The organism is Methylibium sp. T29-B, from assembly GCF_000576225.1.
Lineage (GTDB): Bacteria > Pseudomonadota > Gammaproteobacteria > Burkholderiales > Burkholderiaceae_C > Methylibium > Methylibium petroleiphilum.
Map to the genome: position 1 here is coordinate 1 of NZ_AZSN01000062.1, position 22,300 is coordinate 22,300.

17 protein-coding genes and 1 riboswitch are annotated in these 22,300 nt (G+C 69.1%); of the genes, 3 read left to right on the plus strand and 14 right to left on the minus strand.

Annotated features, from left to right (window positions below):
• From Y694_RS11570 to Y694_RS11595, 6 genes are all read right to left on the minus strand, one after another.
• A partial coding sequence (locus tag Y694_RS11570; protein WP_036232584.1) for an ABC-F family ATP-binding cassette domain-containing protein occupies positions 1-1,615 on the minus strand: 1,615 nt, incomplete at its 3' end.
• Positions 1,616-1,677: 62 nt separating this feature from the next.
• Positions 1,678-2,628, minus strand: coding sequence for a glutathione synthase (gshB, locus tag Y694_RS11575; protein ID WP_011827781.1), 951 nt, complete (start codon positions 2,626-2,628; stop codon positions 1,678-1,680).
• A gap of 21 nt (positions 2,629-2,649) precedes the next feature.
• On the minus strand, positions 2,650-3,822 hold the full coding sequence (locus Y694_RS11580; protein WP_036232587.1) for a benzoate/H(+) symporter BenE family transporter: 1,173 nt from the start codon (positions 3,820-3,822) through the stop codon (positions 2,650-2,652).
• A gap of 77 nt (positions 3,823-3,899) precedes the next feature.
• Positions 3,900-5,087 carry a lipid-transfer protein gene (locus Y694_RS11585; RefSeq protein WP_011827779.1) on the minus strand — a complete coding sequence of 396 codons (1,188 nt, stop codon included), beginning with the start codon at positions 5,085-5,087 and terminating at the stop codon, positions 3,900-3,902.
• A 37-nt stretch (positions 5,088-5,124) separates the two neighbouring features.
• Positions 5,125-6,669, minus strand: coding sequence for a long-chain fatty acid--CoA ligase (locus tag Y694_RS11590; protein WP_036232589.1), 1,545 nt, complete (start codon positions 6,667-6,669; stop codon positions 5,125-5,127).
• An 8-nt stretch (positions 6,670-6,677) separates the two neighbouring features.
• Positions 6,678-7,808, minus strand: a complete 1,131-nt coding sequence (locus Y694_RS11595; protein ID WP_036232592.1) for a DUF5938 domain-containing protein — start codon at positions 7,806-7,808, stop codon at positions 6,678-6,680.
• A 169-nt stretch (positions 7,809-7,977) separates the two neighbouring features.
• On the opposite strand from Y694_RS11595, the gene Y694_RS11600 reads away from it, so the two are divergent.
• Entirely contained in the window at positions 7,978-8,601 is a 624-nt protein-coding gene (locus Y694_RS11600; protein ID WP_011827776.1) for a TetR/AcrR family transcriptional regulator, read from the plus strand.
• A gap of 10 nt (positions 8,602-8,611) precedes the next feature.
• On the opposite strand, the gene Y694_RS11605 is transcribed toward Y694_RS11600, so the two are convergent.
• The 4 genes from Y694_RS11605 to Y694_RS11620 form a co-directional block, all read right to left on the minus strand.
• Positions 8,612-10,498: a potassium transporter Kup gene (locus tag Y694_RS11605; RefSeq protein ID WP_036232595.1), complete on the minus strand. Its 1,887-nt coding sequence runs from the start codon at positions 10,496-10,498 to the stop codon at positions 8,612-8,614.
• A 116-nt stretch (positions 10,499-10,614) separates the two neighbouring features.
• Positions 10,615-11,910, minus strand: a complete 1,296-nt coding sequence (gshA, locus tag Y694_RS11610) for a glutamate--cysteine ligase (protein WP_011827774.1) — start codon at positions 11,908-11,910, stop codon at positions 10,615-10,617.
• A gap of 152 nt (positions 11,911-12,062) precedes the next feature.
• Positions 12,063-13,589, minus strand: coding sequence for an ammonium transporter (locus Y694_RS11615; protein WP_011827773.1), 1,527 nt, complete (start codon positions 13,587-13,589; stop codon positions 12,063-12,065).
• A 26-nt stretch (positions 13,590-13,615) separates the two neighbouring features.
• A complete protein-coding gene (locus Y694_RS11620; RefSeq protein ID WP_011827772.1) occupies positions 13,616-13,954 on the minus strand; it encodes a P-II family nitrogen regulator in 339 nt (112 codons plus the stop codon).
• A gap of 246 nt (positions 13,955-14,200) precedes the next feature.
• Between Y694_RS11620 and Y694_RS11625 the strand changes: the two genes are divergently transcribed.
• Complete coding sequence (locus tag Y694_RS11625) at positions 14,201-15,718, plus strand: YifB family Mg chelatase-like AAA ATPase (RefSeq protein ID WP_036232598.1); 1,518 nt, start codon at positions 14,201-14,203, stop codon at positions 15,716-15,718.
• A gap of 31 nt (positions 15,719-15,749) precedes the next feature.
• Here Y694_RS11625 and Y694_RS11630 read toward each other — a convergent pair whose 3' ends face one another.
• Together Y694_RS11630 and metH are read right to left on the minus strand one after the other, a co-directional pair.
• Positions 15,750-16,328: a glycine zipper 2TM domain-containing protein gene (locus Y694_RS11630; RefSeq protein ID WP_011827770.1), complete on the minus strand. Its 579-nt coding sequence runs from the start codon at positions 16,326-16,328 to the stop codon at positions 15,750-15,752.
• A gap of 105 nt (positions 16,329-16,433) precedes the next feature.
• On the minus strand, positions 16,434-19,163 hold the full coding sequence (gene metH, locus Y694_RS11635; protein WP_148210988.1) for a methionine synthase: 2,730 nt from the start codon (positions 19,161-19,163) through the stop codon (positions 16,434-16,436).
• A gap of 105 nt (positions 19,164-19,268) precedes the next feature.
• Positions 19,269-19,369, minus strand: a riboswitch (S-adenosyl-L-homocysteine riboswitch).
• A gap of 105 nt (positions 19,370-19,474) precedes the next feature.
• Between metH and Y694_RS22575 the strand changes: the two genes are divergently transcribed.
• Positions 19,475-20,014 carry a hypothetical protein gene (locus Y694_RS22575; protein ID WP_148210865.1) on the plus strand — a complete coding sequence of 180 codons (540 nt, stop codon included), beginning with the start codon at positions 19,475-19,477 and terminating at the stop codon, positions 20,012-20,014.
• Positions 20,015-20,053: 39 nt separating this feature from the next.
• On the opposite strand, the gene Y694_RS11645 is transcribed toward Y694_RS22575, so the two are convergent.
• Together Y694_RS11645 and Y694_RS11650 are read right to left on the minus strand one after the other, a co-directional pair.
• A complete protein-coding gene (locus tag Y694_RS11645) occupies positions 20,054-21,127 on the minus strand; it encodes a homocysteine S-methyltransferase family protein (protein WP_036232601.1) in 1,074 nt (357 codons plus the stop codon).
• A 309-nt stretch (positions 21,128-21,436) separates the two neighbouring features.
• Positions 21,437-22,300, minus strand: an 864-nt coding sequence (locus Y694_RS11650; protein ID WP_036232605.1) for an ATP-binding protein, incomplete at its 5' end; no start/stop codon positions are given.

Genomic DNA, 22,300 nt, shown 5'->3' on the forward strand with positions numbered 1-22,300 from the left:
ACGGCGCCGCGCCGGCGCGCCTGGCCGCAGTCGCCTGCAGCGCGCGGGCGCGCTCGGCCTGCAGCAGCCAGTCTTCGACGCTGCCCTCGTACTCGCGCCAGCGCCCGTCGCCCTCATGGACGATGGTGCTGGTGACCACGTTGTCGAGGAAGCGCCGGTCGTGACTGACCAGGAACACCGTGCCGGGGTAGGTCTGCAGCAGTTCTTCCAGCAGTTCCAGCGTGTCGATGTCGAGGTCGTTGGTCGGTTCGTCGAGCACCAGCACATTGGCCGGCTTGGCGAACAGCCGCGCCAGCAGCAGGCGGTTGCGCTCGCCGCCGCTCAGGCTGCGCACCGGCGAGTTGGCGCGCGCCGGGGCGAACAGGAAGTCGCCCAGGTAGCTCATCACGTGCTTGCGCTGGCCGGCGATCTCGACCCATTCGCTGCCGGGGCTGATGGTGTCGGCCAGCGTTGCATCGAGGTTCAGCACCTCGCGCATCTGGTCGAAATAGGCCACTTGCAGGTTGCTGCCGGTGCGCACCGTGCCGCTGTCGGGCGCGAGCGTGCCGAGGATGAGCTTGAGCAGCGTGGTCTTGCCGGCGCCGTTGGCGCCGATCAGGCCGACCTTGTCGCCGCGCAGCAGCGTGGCGCTGAAGTCGCGCACGATGGTCTTGTCGCCGTAGGCCTTGCTCACGCCCTCGAGCTCCGCGACGATCTTGCCGCTGCGCGAACCGGCGTCCACTTCGAGCGAGACGCGGCCCACCGAGTCACGCCGCGCCGCGCGCTGAGCGCGCAGCACCTCGAGCCGCTTGATGCGGGCAACGCTGCGGGTGCGCCGTGCCTCGACGCCCTGGCGCACCCACACCTCCTCCTGCGCGAGCAGCTTCTCCTGGCGTGCGTTGTAGAGCGCCTCGTCGGCCAGCTCGCGCTGCTTGGTGGCCTCGTAGGCCGCGAAATTGCCCGGGTAGCTGCGCAGCACGCCGCGGTCGAGCTCGACGATGCGGGTCGAAACGGCATCCAAGAAGGCACGGTCGTGGGTGATCAGGAGCACGCTGCCGCGGAAGGCCTTCAGCAGCTCCTCCAGCCAGCGGATCGCATCGAGGTCCAGATGGTTGGTCGGCTCGTCGAGCAGCAGCACGTCGGGCGCGGCGACCAGCGCCTGCGCCAGCGCGACGCGCTTCTTCGTGCCGCCCGACAGCGGGCCGACCTGGGCGTCGGGCGCGAGCTGCAGCCGCTCCAGCGTCTCGGTGACGCGCTGCTCCCAGGTCCAGCCGTCCATCGCCTCGATGCGGGTCTGGATCGCGTCGAGATCATCGTGCGCATCGTGCGCCTCGTAGCGCTCGCGCAGCGCCTTCACCTCGGCAAGGCCGACGCTCACCGCGTCGAACACGCTGGCCTCGGGGTCGAGCACCGGCTCCTGCGCCACCAGCGCGAGCCGCAGGCCCTGCTGCAGCTGCAGCGTGCCGTCGTCGGGCTTCTCGAGCCCGGCGATGATCTTCAGCAGCGAGGACTTGCCGGTGCCGTTGCGGCCGATCAGGCCGACGCGCTCACCGGCCTCGAGCGAGAAGCCGGTGTGGTCGAGCAGGGCGACGTGGCCATAGGCCAGGTGGGCGTTGGAGAGGGTCAGCAGGGCCATGAATGAAAGGCGGCGCCCGACCGGAATGTCGGCGCCGCAGCGCGAATGGTAAGCGCAGGCGGTCAGGCGGCGAGCGCGGCCTCGAGCGCGTCGACGAAGCGCCGGGCCACGTCGAAGCCGGTCTGCTGCGTGATCTCCTGGAAGCCGGTCGGGCTGGTGACGTTGATCTCGGTCAGGCAGTCGCCGATCACGTCCAGCCCCACCAGCAGCAGGCCGCGCGCGGCCAGCACCGGGCCGAGCGTCTCGGCGATCTCGCGGTCGCGCGCGCTGAGCGGCAGCGCCACACCCTTGCCGCCGGCAGCCAGGTTGCCGCGCACCTCGCTGCCCTGCGGGATGCGCGCCAGGCTGAACGGCACCGGCTCGCCGCCGATCAGCAGGATGCGCTTGTCGCCCTGCGCGATCTCGGGCAGGAAGCGCTGCACCATCACGGTCTGGGCGCCGAACTTGTTGAGCGTCTCGGTGATGCTGCCGAGGTTCAATCCGTCCTCGCGAACCCGGAAGATGCCCATGCCGCCCATGCCGTCGAGCGGCTTCAGGATGATGTCGCGGTGCTCGGCATGGAAGGCACGCACGTCGTCGGCATCGCGCGTGACCAGCGTGGGGCCGATCAGCTCGGGAAACTCGAGGATCGCCAGCTTCTCCGGGTGGTCACGGAGCGCGCGCGGCGCATTGAACACGCGAGCGCCCTCGCGCTCGGCCTGCTCCAGCAGGTGGGTGGCGTAGAAGTACTCGCTGTCGAACGGCGGGTCCTTGCGCATGAGCACCGCGCCGACGTCCTTCAGCGGACGCTGCTGCGCCGCGCCGTCCGTGCGGTACCAGTCCTTCGCATCGCCGGTGAGCGTGAACGCCTGCATGCGCGCGCTCACCACGCCGCCCCGCGCCCACATCACGTGGCGGGGCTCGCAGGCCAGCAGCGTGTGGCCGCGTGCCGCGGCCTCGCGCATCATCGAGAAGGTGGTGTCCTTGTAGGTCTTGAAGTGGTCCAGCGGATCGGCGATGAAGAGCAGTTGCATCGAAAGCGTCCTTCGGAAGGCTCAGGTCTTGCGCCACTGTTGCACAACGAGAGCGATCGTGCCGGCGACCACGCCCCAGAAGGCCGCGCCGATGCCCGCGATCGTGACGCCCGACAGCGTGACCAGGAAAGTGATCAGCGCCGCCTCGCGGTGCCCCTCGTCGCGAAAGGCCACCGCCAGCGCGTTGGCGATCGTGCCGAGCAGCGCGAAGCCGGCGATCGCGATCACCAGCTCGCGCGGAAAGGCCGTCAGCACGCCGGTGACCGCCGCGCCGAACACGCCGATCACGCAGTACAGCAGGCCGCAGACGGCCGCGGCGACATAGCGCCGCGCCGGATCCTCGTGCGCCTCGCGGCCCATGCAGATGGCCGCGGTGATGGCCGCCAGGTTCATCGCGAAGGCCCCGAACGGTGCCAGCAGCAGCGTTGCCGCGCCGGTGATCGCGATCAGCCGCGACACCGGCATCGCATAGCCGGCGGCACGGATCGCCGCGACGCCCGGCAGGTTCTGCGAGGCCATGGTGACGATGAACAGCGGCAGCGCAAGGCTCACGGTCGCCGCGAGGCTGAAGCGCGGCGCGGTGAAGACCGGCTGCGCGAGCGACCACGAGACGGCCTCGGTGTGCAGGCGGCCCTGGAAGGCGACGAAACCGGTCGCCACCGCCAGCACGACCACGATCGCGTAGCGCGGCCAGAAGCGCCGGCCGACCAGGTAGAACGCCAGCATCAGCAGCACCAGCGGCAGCGCGGTGCGCGCCGCGGCGAAGGCCTCGATGCCGAAGCGCGCCAGCACGCCGGCCAGCAGCGCCGACGCCAGCGCGACCGGGATGCGGCTCATGACCCGCTCGAACCAGCCGGTGACGCCGGCCAGCGTGATGAGGGCGGCGCAGACGAGGAAGGCCCCCACCGCATCCGCCATCGTGTAGCCCGCGCCGGCCGTCGCGAGCAGCGCCGCGCCCGGCGTCGACCAGGCCGTGATCGCCGGCTGGCGCCACCGCAGCGAGGGCAGCAGCGTCGTCAGGCCCATGCCGAGCCCCAGCGCCCACATCCACGAGCTGGTTTCCGCGGGCGTCGCGCCGAAGGACTGCGCCGCCTGGAACACGATGGCGACCGAGCTGGTGAAGCCGACCAGCGTGGCCACGAAGCCGGCAGTGGCGGCGGAGAGCGAGAAGTCGGTGACGAAGCGGCGCAGCATGGCCGGAGTATCCCGGCGCACGGCCGCGCCAGGCGCAGCCCCGCGTCTTCAGCGCCGGCGCCGCGCCGCCTGCAGACTCAGGCGGTCGCTTCGTACAAGGTCACGACGCACGCCCCGCCCAGCCCCAGGTTGTGCTGCAGCGCGACGCGCGCGCCGTCGACCTGGCGCTGCTCGGCCGTGCCGCGCAGCTGGTGGGTCAGCTCGTAGCACTGCGCCAGGCCGGTGGCGCCGAGCGGATGGCCCTTGGAGAGCAGGCCGCCCGAGGGGTTGGTGACCACGCGACCGCCGTAGGTGTTGTCGCCGGCGTCGATGAAGGCGGCGGCGCCGCCCTCGGGGCACAGGCCGAGCGCCTCGTAGGTGATCAGCTCGTTGTGCGCGAAGCAGTCGTGCAGTTCCACCACGTCCAGATCCTCGGGACCGATCCCGGCCTGCTCGTAGACGCTCTGCGCAGCGGCACGGCTCATGCCGGCCCCCACCACCTTCATCATGTCGCGGCTGTCGAAGGTGTCGGGCCGGTCGGTGGTCATGGCCTGGGCGCGGATCGCCACGTCGGTGCGCAGGCCGTTCTTCCTGGCGTAGGCCTCGGAGACGAGCACCGCCGCCGCCGCGCCGCAAGTGGGCGGGCAGGCCATCAGGCGCGTCATCACGCCGGGCCAGAGCATGGGCGCGTTCATCACGTCCTCGGTGCTGAGCTCCTTGCGCAGCAGCGCCAGCGGGTTGCGCGCGGCGTGGCGGCTGGCCTTGGCGCGGATCCGGGCGAAGGCCTCCAGCGGCGTGCCGTACTTCTGCATGTGGCCGAGGCCGGCCCCGCCGAAGTAGCGCAGCGCGAGCGGCAGCTCCGGCATGCCCACCAAGGCCTCGGCCTCGCGGTCGAAGTCCTCGAAGGGGCTGGGCCGGTCGTCGAACACCGTGCCGAGCGCGCCGGGCTTCATCTGCTCGAAGCCGAGCGCCAGCACACAGTCGGCGGCGCCGCTCTCCACCGCTTGGCGCGCCAGGAACAGCGCGGTCGAGCCGGTCGAGCAGTTGTTGTTGACGTTGATCACCGGGATGCCGGTCATGCCGAGCTCGTAGACCGCCTTCTGGCCGCTCGTGGAGTCGCCATAGACATAGCCCACGTAGGCCTGCTGCAGCGCGTCGTAGCCGATGCCGGCGTCGGCCAGGGCCTGGCGACCGGCCCGCGCGGCCATCAGGTGATAGGGCTCGCTGGCGCCGGGCTTGGCGAAGGCGATCATGCCCACGCCGGCAATGCAGACTCTGTTGGCCATGGCGGCTCTCCGATGGGTGCGGTGGCTGGAAGGCAGCTCAACTCGATTCTGCAGGCTTCAGCAACGAGGCACGGATGTCCTTCTTCAAGACCTTGCCGACCTTGGAACGTGGCAGGTCGGACCAGATCTCGACCTGCTTGGGCGACTTGACGCTGCCGATGCGGGCCTTGACGAAGGCCTGGATGTCCTCGGGCTTCACGCTGCGGCCGGCGTGCAGCTGCAACACCGCCACCACGCGCTCACCCCACTTGTCGTCGGGCAGACCGATCACCGCGCTGTCCTGCACGTCGGGATGCTGCATCAGCGCCTGCTCGACCTCGACCGAGTAGACGTTGAAGCCGCCGGTGATGATCATGTCCTTGGCGCGGTCGACGATGAAGAGAAAGCCGTCGGCATCGAGCCGGCCGATGTCGCCGGTGTGGTGCCATCCGTGGCGGCCGGCCTCGGCCGTGGCCTTGGGATCCTTGTAGTAGCCGGCCATCACCAATGAGCCGCGCACCACGATCTCGCCGGTCTCGCCGGTGGGCAGCAGGCGGCCCTCGCCGTCCATCGTGGCCACCTGGACCAGCGGGCCGGGCCGGCCGGCCGACGACAGGCGCGCGCGCGCTACCGCGCCGTCGGTCTGGAAGTGCTCGCGGGGCGACATCATCGAGATCATCATCGGCGCCTCGGTCTGCCCGAACAGCTGCGCCATCACCGGGCCGATCTTGGTCAACGCCTCCTCGAGCCGCGCCGCCGAGATCGGCGCCGCGCCATACCAGAAGCACTGCAGCGAATCGAGCCTCGCCGTGGCCAGGCGCTCGTGCTGCAGCAGCATGTAGATCAGCGTCGGCGGCAGGAAGGTGTGGGTGATGCGGTGGCGCTCGATCAGCGCGAGGAACTCGCCCAGATCGGGCTTCGGCATGATGACCACGCGGCCACCCAGCGCCATCACCGGCAGGCACAGCACGCCGGCCGCATGGGTCAGCGGCGCCAGCGCCAGGTAGGAAGGCCGCCCGTCGAACGGATAGCCCATCAGCGTCAGCGCCGACATCGTCTCGAGGTTGCGGCCGGTCAGCATCACGCCCTTGGGACTGCCGGTGGTGCCGCCGGTGCCCGCGATCATCGCCAGGTCGTCGGGCGGCTCGACGTGCAGCGGCTCGTCGCCAAGACCATGCAGCCAGTCGCCGAAGCCCGCCGCGAACGGCGCCGGCTGATCGAGGCAGACCAGCAGCCGCAGCTTGGGCAGGCCGGCGCGCATCTGCTCGACCATCGGCGCATAGTTGCTGTGAAAGATGACACAGGCGCAGTCGAAGGCGTCGAGCACGTAGCGGTTCTCGCTCGCCTCGTTGCGCGGGTTGATCGGGCACCACACGGCGCCGGCGCGCGAGATGCCGAACACGCAGGCGAAGGCCAGCGCGTGGTTGCTCGACAGCACCGCGACCTTGTCGCCCGGTGCGATGCCCGAGCGTTGCAGGCCGCGGGCGACGCGGTGGCTGATGCGCTGCACGTCGGCGTAGCTCAGGTCGGCGTCGCCCATGGTCAGGCAGGGCGCGTCAGCGCTGAGCTGGGCGCCCTTGTCGAGGTAGTCGACCAGTCGCATCGCGCGGCCTAGCGGTGGACGGTCAGGATCGGCGCCTGCACCAGGCCGAAGCTGCGCAGGGCGCCGAGCAGTTCGTGATGTCCGAAGGCCTGGCAGCCGGAGGCGAAGCCGACGCGCCGGGGCGCCTGCTGCAGCAGCGAGGCCGCCGCAAACGCCTGCAGCAACCCGGTCTGCTTGTAGTTGCAGTTGCCGAAGATCACGCAGTGCGCGCGCACCAGCGGGCCGGACGCGTGGACCGAGTCGACCGACTTGTTGAGACGCGGGTTCTCGCGTGGTGGCATGGTATTCATCACGCCGGCAGCCGTCTGGGCCAGCGCGGCGTAGCGCTCCTCGGGGTTCATGCCCTCGGTCGCCTTCAGCGCCGCCGCGACGATCAGCGGCACGCCCTGCATCAGCGGCTTGTTGAACACGCCGCCCAGCACCTTGACGGTGGCCACACGCGGGTCGCGCTTGAACCACACCGGATGCGAGGTGCCGCCCCAGGGCAGCGCCAGCGCGGCCTCGTGCTGGCCCGGGATGGTCACGTTGTAGAGACCCGCGTCGGGCTGCCACTCGACGTACCTGTTCTGGTCGAGGTAGTAGGCCTTGGACGTCGCAGCATTGACCAGGATGGTCTGCGTCGACGCGATCGTCGGGCTGCCGCCCCAGAACACGGCGATGTCGAGCGTGTCGAGCCCCGGCGTCTCGAGGCACAGCTGCGCGGCGATCTCGCCGGTGGTGTACATGTGCGCCAGGCCGGGCGACAGCAGCAGGCCGGCGGCGGCGAACTGGGCGCCGTACTGTTCGTCGAGCGTGATCAGCCAGTCCTGCTCGCCGGTGGTGTCGGTGTAGTGACAGCGGGCGGCCAGGCAGGCCTCGACGACCTCCGGGCCGAACTTCGCGAACGGTCCGACGGTGTTCAGCACCACCGACGCGCCGCGGAACAGCTCGGTCAGCGCCGCAACGCTGTGCGGCACCTCGGCGATCTCGTAGCTCGCGGTCTCGATGCCCGGCACGTTGGACTGCATCGCCGTCTGCAGCTTGTCCGCGCTGCGACCCGCGGCGATGAACGGGATGCCGTACTCGCGAAGGTACTCGCAGATCAGGCGGCCGGTGTAGCCGGAGGCGCCGTAGACGACGACGGGCTTCTTGTTGCTCATGCTGTCTCCTCGTCGGTCGTGGAGGCCGACCGTTCGATGCATGCTAGGAGTGGCCTTGACAAGCGTCAAGTATTTTTTGGACAGTCGTCCAGATTCTCCGCGCCGCAGACTGGCCAGGGCTTGCGCTGTGCTATCTTGGACAGCATCCGCGACCGTTCCGTACCGATCCATGACCCGCGCCGCCGCCCCCCGAGTCGACAAGTTCGCCGAGCGCCGTGCCGAGCTCGGCGCGGCTGCGCTGCAGGCCCTGGCCGAACTGGGCTATGCGCGCACCAGCCTGCGCGAGATCGCGCAGAAGTCCGAGTTCTCGCACGGCGTGCTGCACTACTACTTCAAGGACAAGCTCGACCTGATCCTGTGCAGCATGCGCCAGTACAAGGCGCGCTGCGTCGTGCGCTACGACCAGGTGACGGCGGAGGCCACCAGCTTCGACGAGCTGATGACGGGCTTCCTGGCCGTCCTCGGCGAGACGGTGCGCCGCGAGGCGCCGCTGCACCGCCTGTGGTACGACCTGCGCGCGCAATCGCTGTTCGACGAGGGCTTTCGCACCGACGTGGCAGAGATCGACAAGAGCCTCGAGAAGATGATGTGGCGCGTGATGTCGCGCTTCGCCGAACTGGCCGGCGAGCCGCTGCGCCTGCCGGCCAGCGTGATCTACGCGACCTTCGACGGCCTGTTCCAGCAGTGCCTGCTGAAGCACCTGTCGGGCGACCGGCAGGCGATCTCGGCGCTGCAGAAGAACGTGCGGCTGGTGGTGGTGCAGCTGGTCGGCGCGCCGACGCGGCTGCAGTAACGCGGCCCGCTCAGATCTCGACCTTCGAGCCCAGCTCCACGACGCGGTTGGTCGGCAGGTTCAGGAAGTCAGCCGCCGCCGCCGCGTTGCGGTGCATGCTGCAGAACAGCTTCTCGCGCCAGATGGCCATGCCCTTGCCGATGGTCGGAATGACGATGTCGCGCGACAGGAAATAGCTGGTCTCCATGTCGTCGAGCTGCACGCCACGGCCCCGCAGCAGCGCCAGCGCCTCGGGCACGTCGGGTTCGTTCTTGAAGCCGAAATTCAGCGTCACCTGCCAGCAGCAGTGGCCCAGCGACTCGATCTCGCAGCGCTTGCTGAACGGGATCCACGGCACCTCGTGGTGCCTGACGGTGACGAACAGGTTCTGCTCGTGCAGCACCTTGTTGTGCTTGAGGTTGTGCAGCAGCGCGTTCGGCGTGCTGCCCTGCTCGGCCGCCAGGAACACCGCCGTGCCCTGAACCCGCGTCGGCGGGCTGATGAACACCGACTCCAGGAAGCTCTTCAGGTCGATCGCCTCCTCGCGCAGGCGCTCGCTCATCAGCCGGCGCCCCTGTTTCCAGGTCATCATCAGCGTGAACATGGCCGCCCCGATGGCCAGCGGGAACCAGCCCCCGTCGAGGATCTTGATCGCGTTGGCCGCGAAGAACATCGCATCGACCAGAAAGAAGAAGCCGGTCGCAGCGACGCACAGCGCCCATGGGTATTTCCAGCTGTAGCGGATCACGAAGAAGGTCATCGTCGTGGTGATCAGCATGTCGGTGGTCACCGCGATGCCGTAGGCCGAGGCCAGCTTGCTGCTGGAGCCGAAGGTCACGACCGCCAGCACGATGCAGGTGTAAAGCCCCCAGTTCACGAACGGCACGTAGATCTGTCCGGTCTCCTTGACCGAGGTGTGGGTGACCCGCAGGCGCGGGAAGTAGCCGAGCTGGATCGCCTGTTTGGTGACCGAGAACGCGGCCGTGATCAGCGCCTGCGAGGCGATCACCGTCGCCAGCGTGGCCAGCACGATCAGAGGGTAGAGCGCCCACTCGGGGGCCATCTCGTAGAACGGATTCTTCACCGTCTCCGGCCGCTGCAGCAGCATCGCGCCCTGGCCGAAGTAGTTGATCATCAGCGCCGGCATCACGAGGCTGAACCACGCGAGGCGGATCGGCCGCTTGCCGAAGTGACCCATGTCTGCATACAAGGCCTCGGCCCCGGTCACACACAGCACCACGGCGCCGAGCGACACGAAGGCCGTGCCGGGGTGCTGCCACATGAAGGCGAGAGCGTAGTGCGGGCTCAGCGCGGCCAGCACGGCCGGGTTCTCGACGATGTGCACCACGCCGAGCAGCGCCAGCACGATGAACCACACGGCCGTCACCGGCCCGAAGAACTTGCCGATGCCGCCGGTGCCGAAGCGCTGCGCGGCGAACAGCAGCGTCAGGACCACCAGCGTCACCGGCACCACGTAGCGGTGCAGCCCGGGCGCGGCGACCTCCAGACCTTCCACCGCCGACAGCACCGAGATGGCGGGCGTGATCACGCCATCGCCGAAGAAGATCGCCGTGCCGAACACACCGAGGATCAGCAATCTCCGGCGCAGCGCGGGCCGCTCCTTCACGGCCGTGGAGGCCAGCGCCAGCATCGCGATCAGGCCGCCTTCGCCGTTGTTGTCGGCGCGCAGGATCAGCAGCACGTACTTGAGCGAGACGATGACCGTCAGCGTCCACACCACCAGCGACAGGATGCCGTAGATGTTGTCCGGCGTGATGTCGATGCGCCCGTGCGCGAAGACCTCCTTCAACGCATACAGCGGACTGGTCCCGATGTCGCCGTAAACGACGCCGACGGCGCCGAGGGTCAGGGCCGCCAGCTTGGAGCCGGTCGGTGGATCGGAGGATCGAGAGTGCACGAAATGGGCGCGGGGTCGGCGAGGGCCCCCATTCTGCGCTGCGTCCCAGGGCGGATCCGCTTTGGGTTGTTGCAGCGCAGCAACGCGATGCCGCCTCGGCGCGAAGCCGGCGCGCGCTACTCGTAGACCTCGGCGTCGGGGTCGGTCGCTTCGAGTTCGTAGCTGGCGCCCAGCATCGCCAGCCGTCCGATCACGCCGTACATGTAGAAGCGGTTCGGAGCGCTGGCACCGGGCTTCTCGCCCGGCCGCGGCAGATGGTGGCTTTCGGCGAAGGCCAGCGGCACGAAGCTCGCCCCCGGCGAATTGAGGTTCTCGTCGATGCCCCGCTCGGCGTGCACGCGGTAGAAGCCGCCGACCACGTAGCGGTCGATCATGTAGACCACCGGCTCGGCCACGGCGTCGTTCATGCGTTCGTAGGTCGGCACGCCCTCCTGGATGATCACCTCGGAGACCTCCTGGCCGTCCTTGATGACGCTCATCTTGTTGCGCGCCTTGCGGTTGAGCTCGTCCAGGTCCTTGGCGTCGCGCACCGTCATGATGCCCATGCCGTAGGTGCCGGCATCGGCCTTGACGATGACGAACGGCTTCTCCTGGATGCCGTACTCCTTGTACTTGCGGCGGATCTTGCCGAGCAGCGCGTCGGCATGGCTCTGCACGCACTCCTGGCCGGTGCCGTCCTGGAAGTTGACCTTGCCGCACTTGGCGAACATCGGGTTGATCAGCCACGGGTCCATGCCCAGCAGCTTGGCGAACTTCTTGGCCACTTCCTCGTAGGCCTGGAAATGCTGGCTCTTGCGCCGCACCGCCCAGCCTGCATGCAGCGGTGGCAGCAGGTATTGCTCGTGAAGGCCTTCGAGCACCTTCGGAATGCCCGCGGACAGGTCATTGTTGAGCAGGATGGTGCAGGGGTCGAAATCCTTCAGCCCCAGGCGGCGCTTGCTGCGCAGCAGCGGCTCGAGCGTCAGTTCGGAGCCGTCGGGCAGCGCCAGGCGCGTCGGCTCGGTGATGCTGTCGTCCAGCGTCCCCAGCCGCACGTTCAGGCCGGCAGCACCGAAGATCTGCACCAGACGCTGCACGTTCATCAGGTAGAAGGTGTTGCGGGTGTGCTTCTCGGGGATCAGAAGGAGGTTCTTCGCCTCGGGGCAGATCTTCTCGATCGCCGCCATCGCCGCCTGCACCGCCAGCGGCAGCATCTCGGGCGTGAGGTTGTTGAAACCGCCGGGGTAGAGGTTGGTGTCGACCGGCGCCAGCTTGAAGCCGGCGTTGCGCACGTCCACGGAGCTGTAGAACGGCGGCGTGTGCTCCATCCACTCGAGACGGAACCAGCGCTCGATCGCCGGCATGGACTCGAGGATGCGCTGCTCCAGCTCGTTGATCGGTCCGTTCAGGGCGGTAATGAGGTGGGGGACCATGGAGCAAGCCTTTGGCGTAACCGGAAACGGGATTCTAGGCAGGTGGCGGTTCGCGCGCTGCTTGCAAGTCCGGCCATAAAAAGGCCGCCCGAAGGCGGCCTGGCTGCAAGCCCCGGCCGGCGTGGGCCGGCACGGGGCAACTCACGGAGAGATCACTTGTGGTACGCGGTCTCGCCGTGCGAGGTGATGTCGAGGCCTTCGCGCTCGGCATCCTCGCTAACGCGCAGGCCGATCACCAGGTCGGTGATCTTGTAGGCCACCACCGAGACCACGCCCGACCAGACGATGGTCAGCAGCACGGCCTTGGCCTGGATCCACACCTGCGAGGCGATCGAGTAGTCGGCCGCCGAGATGACGCTGGCGGTGACCCAGTCGGTCACGTAGCCCGGGCCGCCCAGGGCCGGCGAGTTGAACACGCCGGTCAGCAGCGCACCGACGATGCCGCCGACGCCATGGACGCCGAACACGTCGAGCGAATCGTCCGCGCCGAGCAGCTTCTTCAGGCCGCTGACACCCCACAGGCAGGCGAAGCCGGCGACGAGGCCGATCACCATGGCGCCGACGATGCCGACGTTGCCGGCGGCCGGCGTGATGGCCACCAGGCCGGCCACCGCACCCGACGCCGCACCCAGCATCGAGGCCTTGCCCTTGAACAGCGACTCACCGACGCACCAGGCCAGCACGGCACAGGCCGTGGCCGAGAAGGTGTTCAGGAAGGCCAGCGCGGCGCTGTTGCCGGCTTCCAGCGCGGAGCCCGCGTTGAAGCCGAACCAGCCCACCCACAGCAGCGAGGCACCGACCATCGTCAGCGTCAGCGAGTGCGGCGTGAAGGCTTCCTTGCCGTAGCCGATGCGCTTGCCGACCATGTAGGCACCCACCAGACCCGCGACGGCGGCGTTGATGTGCACCACAGTGCCGCCAGCGAAGTCCAGCGCACCCCACTGCCAGATCTGGCCGGCCTTGCCATTCATGGCATCAACCACTTCCTTGCCGGTGTAGGCGTCCGGACCCATCCAGTACCACACCATGTGGGCGATCGGCGTGTAGCTGAAGGTGAACCACAGCGTGACGAACAGCAGCACCGCGCTGAACTTGATGCGCTCGGCGAAGGCGCCGACGATCAGGCCGCAGGTGATCGCCGCGAACGTGGCCTGGAAGGCGACGAACACGATCTCAGGGATGACCACGCCCTTGCTGAAGGTGGCACCCATCGCGAATGCGCCGGTGGCGGGATCGAACACGCCCTTCAGGAACAGCCGGTCGAAGCCGCCGATGTAGGCGTTGCCTTCGGTGAACGCCAGGCTGTAGCCGTAGATGAACCACAGCACGCTGATCAGCGAGAACACCACGAAGACCTGCATCAGCACCGACAGCATGTTCTTGCTGCGCACCAGGCCGCCGTAGAACAGCGCCAGGCCGGGGATCGACATCATGATGACCAGCAGCGTGGACACCAGCATCCACGCGACGTCGCCCTTGTTGGGCACGGGCGCGGCTGCGGCCGGCGCCGCTTCGGGCGCGGAGGCTTCGGCAGCAGGGGTAGCGGCGGCGGCCGCTTCGACGACTGCGGCAGCGGCGGGCGCCGATGCAGCTTCCTGGGCCATCGCGACATCGGCGAAACCGAGTACCGCAACGCCGAGCGCCAACGACGTGGCGAGGGAGGCAATGAGCTTTCTCATGTTTGACTCGTTCCTGTTGAAAGCGCTCAGAGCGCGTCCTTGCCGGTTTCGCCGGTGCGGATGCGGATCACCTGCTCGAGGTTGGTGACGAAGACCTTGCCGTCACCGATCTTGCCGGTGCGGGCCGAGGCTTCGATCGCTTCGATCACGCGGTCGACGATGGCGTCATCGACGGCTGCCTCGATCTTGACCTTGGGCAGGAAGTCGACAACGTACTCCGCACCGCGATACAGCTCGGTGTGGCCCTTTTGGCGGCCGAAGCCTTTGACTTCGGTCACCGTGATGCCCTGAACGCCGATAGCGCTCAAGGCCTCACGAACTTCGTCAAGCTTGAAGGGCTTGACAATGGCAGTCACCATCTTCATGGCGTTCTCCTTGGGTGGACGGGACGGTTACAAGGTCTCGGTTCAGAGCACGAACGACGACTCAGCAGGTTCTGTGCCACTGCGCCATAACAGGGAGTCGCGAGCCGAACCGGGGACGCTTGTATCGGTGGCGCCCCAAAACAGGGATGTCTGCAACTTTTGGCACCCCTGCGGTGCCAAAGTGCGAGCCAACCACCCTTCGGTGGGCTCGTGGTGGCGGAGGCGCGATGCCATGATCGATCGGACATGTCGCTCGCCGTTGTCCACAGCCGTGCTCTCGATGGGCTCGATGCCCCCGAAGTCACCGTCGAGGTGCATCTGGCGAACGGTCTGCCGAGTTTCACGCTCGTCGGTCTGGCCGACACCGAAGTCAAGGAGGCGCGTGAGCGAGTCCGTGCCGCACTGCTGAACAGCGGCCTGGCGTTTCCCCACAACCAGCGCATCACGGTCAATCTGGCGCCAGCCGATCTGCCCAAGGAGTCGGGCCGCTTCGACCTGCCGATCGCGCTGGGCATCCTGGCCGCCAGCGGCCAGATCGATGCGGGGCGACTGGCCGATCTGGAGTTCGCCGGAGAGTTGTCGCTCGCCGGCGACCTGCGGCCGGTACGGGGTGCGCTGGCGATGGCGCTGGCCGCGCGACATGAGGGCCGGGAACGCCCGCTGGTGCTGCCGGACCCGAGTGCGCGCGAGGCCGCCTTGATCGAAGGACTGCAGGTGCGCTCCGCCAAGCACTTGCTCGACGTGGTCAGTGCGCTGCTGCCCGGCGACGCAGCGCAGCCCCTGTCGGCGGCCACGCCCTGGCCGCGTCCGCCGACGGCACCCCGGTGGGGCGAGTTGCGCGACGTGAAGGGGCAAGCCGCCGCCAAGCGCGCGCTCGAGGTTGCCGCGGCGGGCCAGCACAGCGTGCTGCTGGTCGGTCCACCAGGGGCCGGCAAGTCGATGCTGGCGCAGCGCTTCGCCGGCCTGCTGCCACCGCTGAGCGACGAACAGGCGCTGGAGTCCGCGGCCGTGCTGAGCCTGGTGGGACGCTTCGACGCCGGTCGCTGGCGCGAGCGCGTGCTGCGTGCCCCGCACCACAGTGCTTCCGCGGTCGCGCTGGTCGGCGGCGGATCACCACCGCGGCCGGGCGAGATTTCGCTGGCCCATCACGGCGTGCTGTTCCTCGACGAGTGGCCGGAGTTTCCTCGCGCCGCGCTGGAGGCCCTGCGTGAGCCCTTGGAAACGGGTCGCATCACGATCTCGCGCGCGGCGCGCCAGGCCGAATTCCCCGCGCGCTTCCAGTTGATCGCGGCGATGAACCCCTGCCCTTGCGGCCACGCCGGCTCCACATTGAGAACCTGCCGCTGCTCCAGCGACATGGTGGCTCGTTACCAGGGCCGCATCAGCGGCCCGCTGCTCGACCGCATCGACCTGCAGGTGGAGGTGCCGGCGGTCGGCCCCGAGGCGCTGTCGGCCCTTCCCGACGGAGACCCGAGCGAGGCCGTCGCCGAACGTGCCGCACGAGCGCGCGAACGGCAGCACCGGCGCCAGGGTTGCAGCAACGCATTCCTCGACAGCAACGGCATCGACACACACGTGGCGATCGAGCCCGGTGCGGCGCAGTTCATGCAGGCCACGTCCTTGCGACTCGGTTGGTCGGCCCGCGGCCAGCACCGCCTGTTGCGGGTGGCGCGCACCATCGCCGACCTGGCCGGTGCCGAGCACATCGGTGTCGGCCACGTGGCCGAGGCGATCCAGTACCGCCGCGTGCTGGCGGCAGGCTGAACGAACGGGCCCTTTGACTCGACGCGCGCGCTCAGGCGGCGCGCAGCGTCGTTCCGTCGACCTTGACCCGCGCACCGACCGCCGGCGCCTGCGACTGCTGCAGCGTGCGCAGGCTGCCGTCGTCCATGCGCACGCGCACGCTGTAGACCGTCTTCGCCTTCACGTTCTTCTCGATCTCGTGACCGGCCACGCCACCGCCCACCGCACCGAGCACCGTCATCGCGGTACGACCGTTGCCGCCGCCGAACTGGTTGCCGACCACGCCACCGAGCACGCCGCCGGCGACCGCGCCAACGCCGCTGGCCTCGCCCTTGACCTTCACCGCCTGCACCGACTCGACCACGCCGCACTGCGCGCAGGCCGCCGCTGCCGGTGACGCATGGCCAGCCGGCTGGCCGGCGGTCACGCCGCGCGAGGGCTTGGGCGCGGGCGACACGATCTCTTCAACGGGCGCGACCGCCGCCGCGGCAGATGCCGGCTGCGCGCGCTGCTGCAGGGCCAGCGCACTGGCGACTCCGGCAATGGTCAGCGCGACCGCGCCACCGGCCAGCCACATCCAGCGCGGCAGGCCGCCGGCAGTTTTGTCAGATGTTCGGGATGCTGCTTCCATGATCGATCGTCCTCCTTCGGGCGACCGATTGGACACGAGCCACCGCGCCGCGTTGCAGCGGCGAATGCATCAGATGTAAGGCGCCGTTAAACAGCGCCTTACGCGTTACATCAGCGGGGCGAGGGCGCGCTCTGCCTGCGCCAGTTCCTGCTGCGTCCGGCCCGCCCAGTCGCGCAACTGGTCCTCTCCAATCTTGCCGACATTGAAGTAGGCCGCAGCGGGGTGGGCGAGGTAGAAGCCGCTGACGCTGGCGGCCGGCGTCATCGCGAGGCTCTCGGTCAGCGTCATGCCGATCTCCTCGCACTGCAGCGCGCGGAACATGTCGCGCTTGACGGTGTGGTCGGGGCAGGCCGGATAGCCAGGTGCGGGGCGGATGCCGCGGTACTGCTCGGCGATCAGCTGTTCGGTGCTGAGCGCCTCATCGGCCGCGTAGCCCCAGAAATCGGTGCGTACGCGCTGGTGCATGCGCTCGGCAAAGGCCTCGGCCAGCCGGTCGGCCAGCGCCTTCAGCATGATCGCGGAGTAGTCGTCATGGTCGGCCAGAAAGGCCGCCTCCTTCTTGTCGACGCCATGGCCGGCGGTCACCGCGAACAGGCCGACGTGGTCGGCCAGCCCGCTCGACTTCGGGGCGACGAAATCGGCCAGGCAGCGGTTCGGCCGCTTCACGCCGTCGACCACCGGCCGCTCGGTCTGCATGCGCAGACCGTGCCACGTCATCAGCACCTCGCGGCGCGTCTCGTCGGTGTAGATCTCGATGTCGTCGTCGTTCACCGTGTTGGCCGGGTACAGGCCGATCACGCCGTGCGCCTGCAGCCAGCGGCCCTCGATCAGCCGCTGCAGCATGCGCTTGCCGTCGCTCATCACGCGTTGCGCCTCGGCGCCGACCACCTCGTCGCGCAGGATCTGCGGGAAGGCGCCCGCCAGGTCCCAGGTCTGGAAGAACGGGCCCCAGTCGATCTGCTGCGCGAGCTCGGCCAGGTCGTAGTTCCTGAACACGCGGCGGCCGACGAACTTCGGTTGCGGCGGCGCGTAGCCGCGCCAGTCGATCGGCGTCTTGTTGGCCCGTGCCGCGGCCAGCGAGACCATCGGCGTGGCTTTCTTGTTTGCGTGCTGCAGGCGCACCTTGTCGTAGTCGACCTTCAGTTCCTCGATGTACTTCGCGGCCCGCTCGTCGCTCAGCAGCTCGCTGCACACGCCCACGCTGCGCGAGGCGTCAGGCACGTAGACCACCGGGCCTTCGTACTTGGGGGCGATCTTGACCGCGGTGTGGACCCGGCTGCAGGTGGCCCCGCCGATCAGCAGCGGGATCTTCTTCACGCGGAAGTAGTCGTCGCGCTGCATCTCGGCAGCCACGTGCTGCATTTCCTCGAGGCTGGGCGTGATCAGGCCCGACAGGCCGATGATGTCGGCGCCCTCGACCTTGGCCTTCGCGAGGATGTCCTGGCACGCGACCATCACGCCCATGTTGACGACCTCGAAGTTGTTGCACTGGAGCACCACGGTGACGATGTTCTTGCCGATGTCGTGCACGTCGCCCTTCACCGTCGCGATCACCACCTTGCCCTTGGCCTTGGCCTCGCCGCCGGCATCGATCAGCGCCTTCTTCTCCTCCTCGATATAGGGCAGCAGGTGCGCCACCGCCTGCTTCATCACGCGCGCGCTCTTCACCACCTGCGGCAGGAACATCTTGCCCTGGCCGAAGAGGTCGCCGACCACATTCATGCCGGCCATCAGCGGCCCCTCGATCACGTGCAGCGGCCGCCCGCCGTCGGCCCGGATCGCCTGCCAGGCCTCCTCGGTGTCGACGACGATGAAGTCGGTGATGCCGTGGATCAGCGCATGCGACAGCCGCTCGTTCACGGTGCCGGCGCGCCACGCGAGGCGGGTGCTGTCGTCCTTGGCCGCGCCCTTGGCGCGCTCGGCGATCTCGATCAGCCGCTCGCCCGGCGACAGCTGCGCCTCGCCCGGCTTGTAGGCCGGCTTGCGGTTCAGCACCACGTCCTCGACGCGCTCGCGCAGCTCGGCGTCCAGGTCGTCATACACGCCCACCATGCCGGCGTTGACGATGCCCATGTCCATGCCGGCCTGGATCGCGTGGTACAGGAAGACCGTGTGGATGGCCTCGCGCACCGGCTCGTTGCCGCGGAAGCTGAAGCTCACGTTGGACACGCCGCCCGACACCTTGGCGCCCGGCAGGTGCTGCTTGATCCAGCGCGTGGCCTCGATGAAATCGACCGCGTAGTTGTCGTGCTCCTCGATGCCGGTCGCAATGGCAAAGATGTTGGGGTCGAAGATGATGTCCTCGGGCGCGAATCCCACCTCGTCGACGAGGATGCGGTAGGCCCGCTCGCAGATCTCGATCTTGCGCGCGAAGGTATCCGCCTGGCCCTGCTCGTCGAACGCCATCACCACGGCGGCGGCGCCGTAGCGGCGCACCAGCTTCGCCTGGTGGCGGAAGGCGTCCTCGCCTTCCTTCATCGAGATCGAGTTGACGATGCCCTTGCCCTGGATGCACTTCAGCCCGGCCTCGATCACCTCCCACTTCGAGCTGTCGATCATGATCGGCACGCGCGCGATCTCGGGCTCGGAGGCGATGAGCTTCAGGAAGCGCTCCATCGCGGCCTTGCTGTCGAGCATGGCCTCGTCCATGTTGATGTCGATCACCTGCGCGCCGTTCTCGACCTGCTGGCGCGCCACGGCCAGCGCCTCCTCGAACTGCCCGCCGAGGATCATCCGCGCGAAGGCCTTGGAGCCGGTGACGTTGGTGCGTTCGCCGATGTTGACGAACAGCGAGCGCTCGCCGATGGCCACCGGCTCCAGGCCGGACAGGCGCATCGGCGGCACGTTCGAGAAATCAGGAGCAGCAGCTGTCGACATGGCAGTTCACCGAAAGACGCGCCGCGCCGGTGCTGCGGCCCACCCGCAGCCCGCCGGTCGGCGGAGGGGTGAGCGCCGTTGCAGGGCAGCCCTCGCGGTGCCGCCGGCCCGAGCCTGGCGGTCGTCCCAAAGCCTGGGCAACCGTCGCAACGCTCCTCGAGCACCGACGATTTTACGCGCGCCCGCGTTTACAAAGCCTCACCCAATACCCCTCCGCAGTCCGGCCGTCCCCCTTGTGCGGCACGCAGGGCCCGGGTGCAATGCCCGGCATGACACGCTTCTCTCTCTTCTCTCCTTCCTACACGGCCGGGTTGCTTTGCCTGGCATTCGCCCTGGCCGGGTGCGCCAGCCGCCCGGGAGCCCCCGGCACCCCCGGCTCCGGCAGCTCGGGCTTCGGCGGCCTGTTCGGCTCCGGCCTGTCACCGGCGCTGGAGGCCCAGCGCCTGCGCCTCAGGGACGCGCTCAAGGGCACGCCGGTCGTCGTCGACAGCACCGGCGACCACCGCCTGCGTGTCGAGGTGCCGACCAAGCATGCCTTCGACCCGCAGCGCACCGCCGTCAAGCCGGCACTGGCCGCAGTGCTCGACCAGTTCGCGACCGGCTTCAAGCCGCACGCGGCGACCACTGAACTGCAGATCGGCGCCCCGGCCGACGACAAGGTCTCGGGCCGGATCGTCCAGGACCGCGCCGCCAGCGTGCGCGACTACCTCGTGGGCCGCGGCGTGCCGATCTCGCGCATCGTGGGCCTGGGCCGGGCCGAAGGCGCCGGACTGGAACTGCTGGTCAGCGACCGCCCGGCCGGCAAGTGATGCAGCCGATGTGCGCGAAGGCCCGGCGGCCGCGCGCCGTCAGGCCGTCTGCAGATCGCCGTCGGCCTCTTCGCTCAACTCGCTGATCCAGCGCTCCTGCCGTGCGCGCGGCCGGTAGGCGCTGACGCGCCGGGCGATCTCGGCGATGTGATCCGGGGTGGTGCCGCAGCAACCGCCGGCGATGTTCAGGAAGCCGGCCCGCGCGAACTCCTCGACCAGGCCGCCGGTGATCGCCGGGGTCTCGTCGAAGCCGGTGTCGCTCATCGGATTGGGCAGGCCGGCGTTCGGGTAGCAGGAGATGAAGGTGTCGGGCGCGGCCTTGCACAGCTCCTCGATGTAGGGCCGCATCAGCGTCGCGCCGAGCGCGCAGTTCAGCCCCACGGCCACCGGATGCGCGTGGCGCACCGAATGCCAGAAGGCGCTGACGGTCTGGCCGCTGAGGATGCGGCCCGACGCATCGGTGACGGTGCCGGAGATGATGACCGGCAGGCGTTCGCCGGTGTTCTCGAACAGCTCGTCGATCGCGAAGATCGCCGCCTTGGCGTTCAGCGTATCGAAGATGGTCTCGACCAGGAAGAGGTCGGCGCCGCCCTCGAGCAGCCCCTCGCCCTGCTCGTAGTACGCGGCCCGCAGCTCGTCGAAGCTGACGTTGCGCGCCGCCGGGTCGTTGACATCGGGGCTGATGCTCGCGGTGCGCGGCGTCGGGCCGAAGGCGCCGGCCACGAAGCGCGGCTTGTCCGGCGTGCTGAACTTGTCGCAGGCGGCGCGCGCGAGCTGGGCCGCCACCACGTTCATCTCGCGTGCCAGCGGCGCCAGGCCGTAGTCTTCCTGGGCGATCGTGGTCGCGCCGAAGGTGTTGGTCTCGATCAGGTCGGCGCCGGCCGCGAGGTAGCCCTCGTGGATCTCGGTGATGACATCGGGCCGCGTGAACTGCAGCAGCTCGTTGTTGCCCTTCAGGTCCTTGCCGTGGTCCTTGAAGCGCTCGCCGCGGTAGTCGGCCTCGCCGAGCTTGTAGCGCTGGATCATCGTGCCCATCGCGCCGTCGAGGATCAGGATGCGCTGCTTCAGCAGCTCGGGCAACTGGGCGGCACGGGTATAGGGCAGGGCACTCATGCCCCGATTGTAGGAAGGCCGACCGATGCACCTACTGACGAAGCTAGGGCCTGCTAACGCTACCGGAGGGCTCGCGTGACCCAGGAAACGGACGCCATCAAGGCGCACAGCGCAGCCGGGGTCGGCCCCCGGCGAGCATGGGCAACGCCGAGGGCGCCCGTTTCCTGGGATCACCCTTCGGGCCCGAGCTGCGCAGGCCGCAGGGCGGCGTTGCTCAGTTGTTGCGTGCAACAGCACGCCGCCTCCCTCGCGCCTACCCCTGCGGCCTACGCAGCTCGGGCGCAAGCCCTCCGGTAGCGTTAGCAGGCCCTAGCGCACGAAGCCGATGCTGCGGCGCTCGCGCACGCCCGGCTTCACGCGGTGCTCGGCCTCCAGCTGCGAAAGGAAACCGTCGGGCTCGAACACGTCGCCCAGCAGCTCGACCTGCCGCTGCACCGCCGCGAAGTCCCCCGGCGTCAGCACGTCCAGCGCGGCCAACCGGGTGCGCTGCTCCGCGGTCAGCGCGGCGGCATCGCCGCCCAGCGCCTCGGCGACGAACATGCGCTCGCGCTGCGGCGCTTCCAGCGGCTTGAAGCGGATCTTGAACGAGAAGCGCCGCAGCGCCGCCTCGTCGAGCTCGTCGAACAGGTTGGTGGTGCACACGAACACGCCGCCGAAGCGCTCCATGCCCTGCAGCATCTCGTTGACCTCGGTCACCTCGTAGTTGCGCTCGGCACGCTGGCGGCTGCGCAGGTAGCTGTCGGCCTCGTCGAGCAGCAGCACCGCGCCCTCGCGCTGCGCCTCGTCGAACATGCGCGCGAGGTTCTGTTCGGTCTCGCCGACGTACTTGCTCACCAGGTCCGAGGCGCGCTTCGCCACGAGCGGACGCTGCAGCGCGTGGGCGATGTGCTCGGCCAGCGCCGTCTTGCCGGTGCCCGGCGGGCCGTAGAGGCACAGCGTGCCGCAGCCGCGGCGCTGGAGGGCCTCGACGATGCGCGGCAGCTCGAAGCGCGAGTCGACGTTGAGCAGCCCCAGGTCGTAGCGTGTGACCGCCGGTCGCGCCGCGGTGTCGCGCCCGCGCAGGCCCAGTGCCTTGTCGGCATTGCCGAGCTGCCGCTCGATCAGCACCTGCGCCGGCACCGGATCGCTCGCCGCGTCCGCGTCGCCACCGGCCAGCCGCGCGAAGCGCACGGC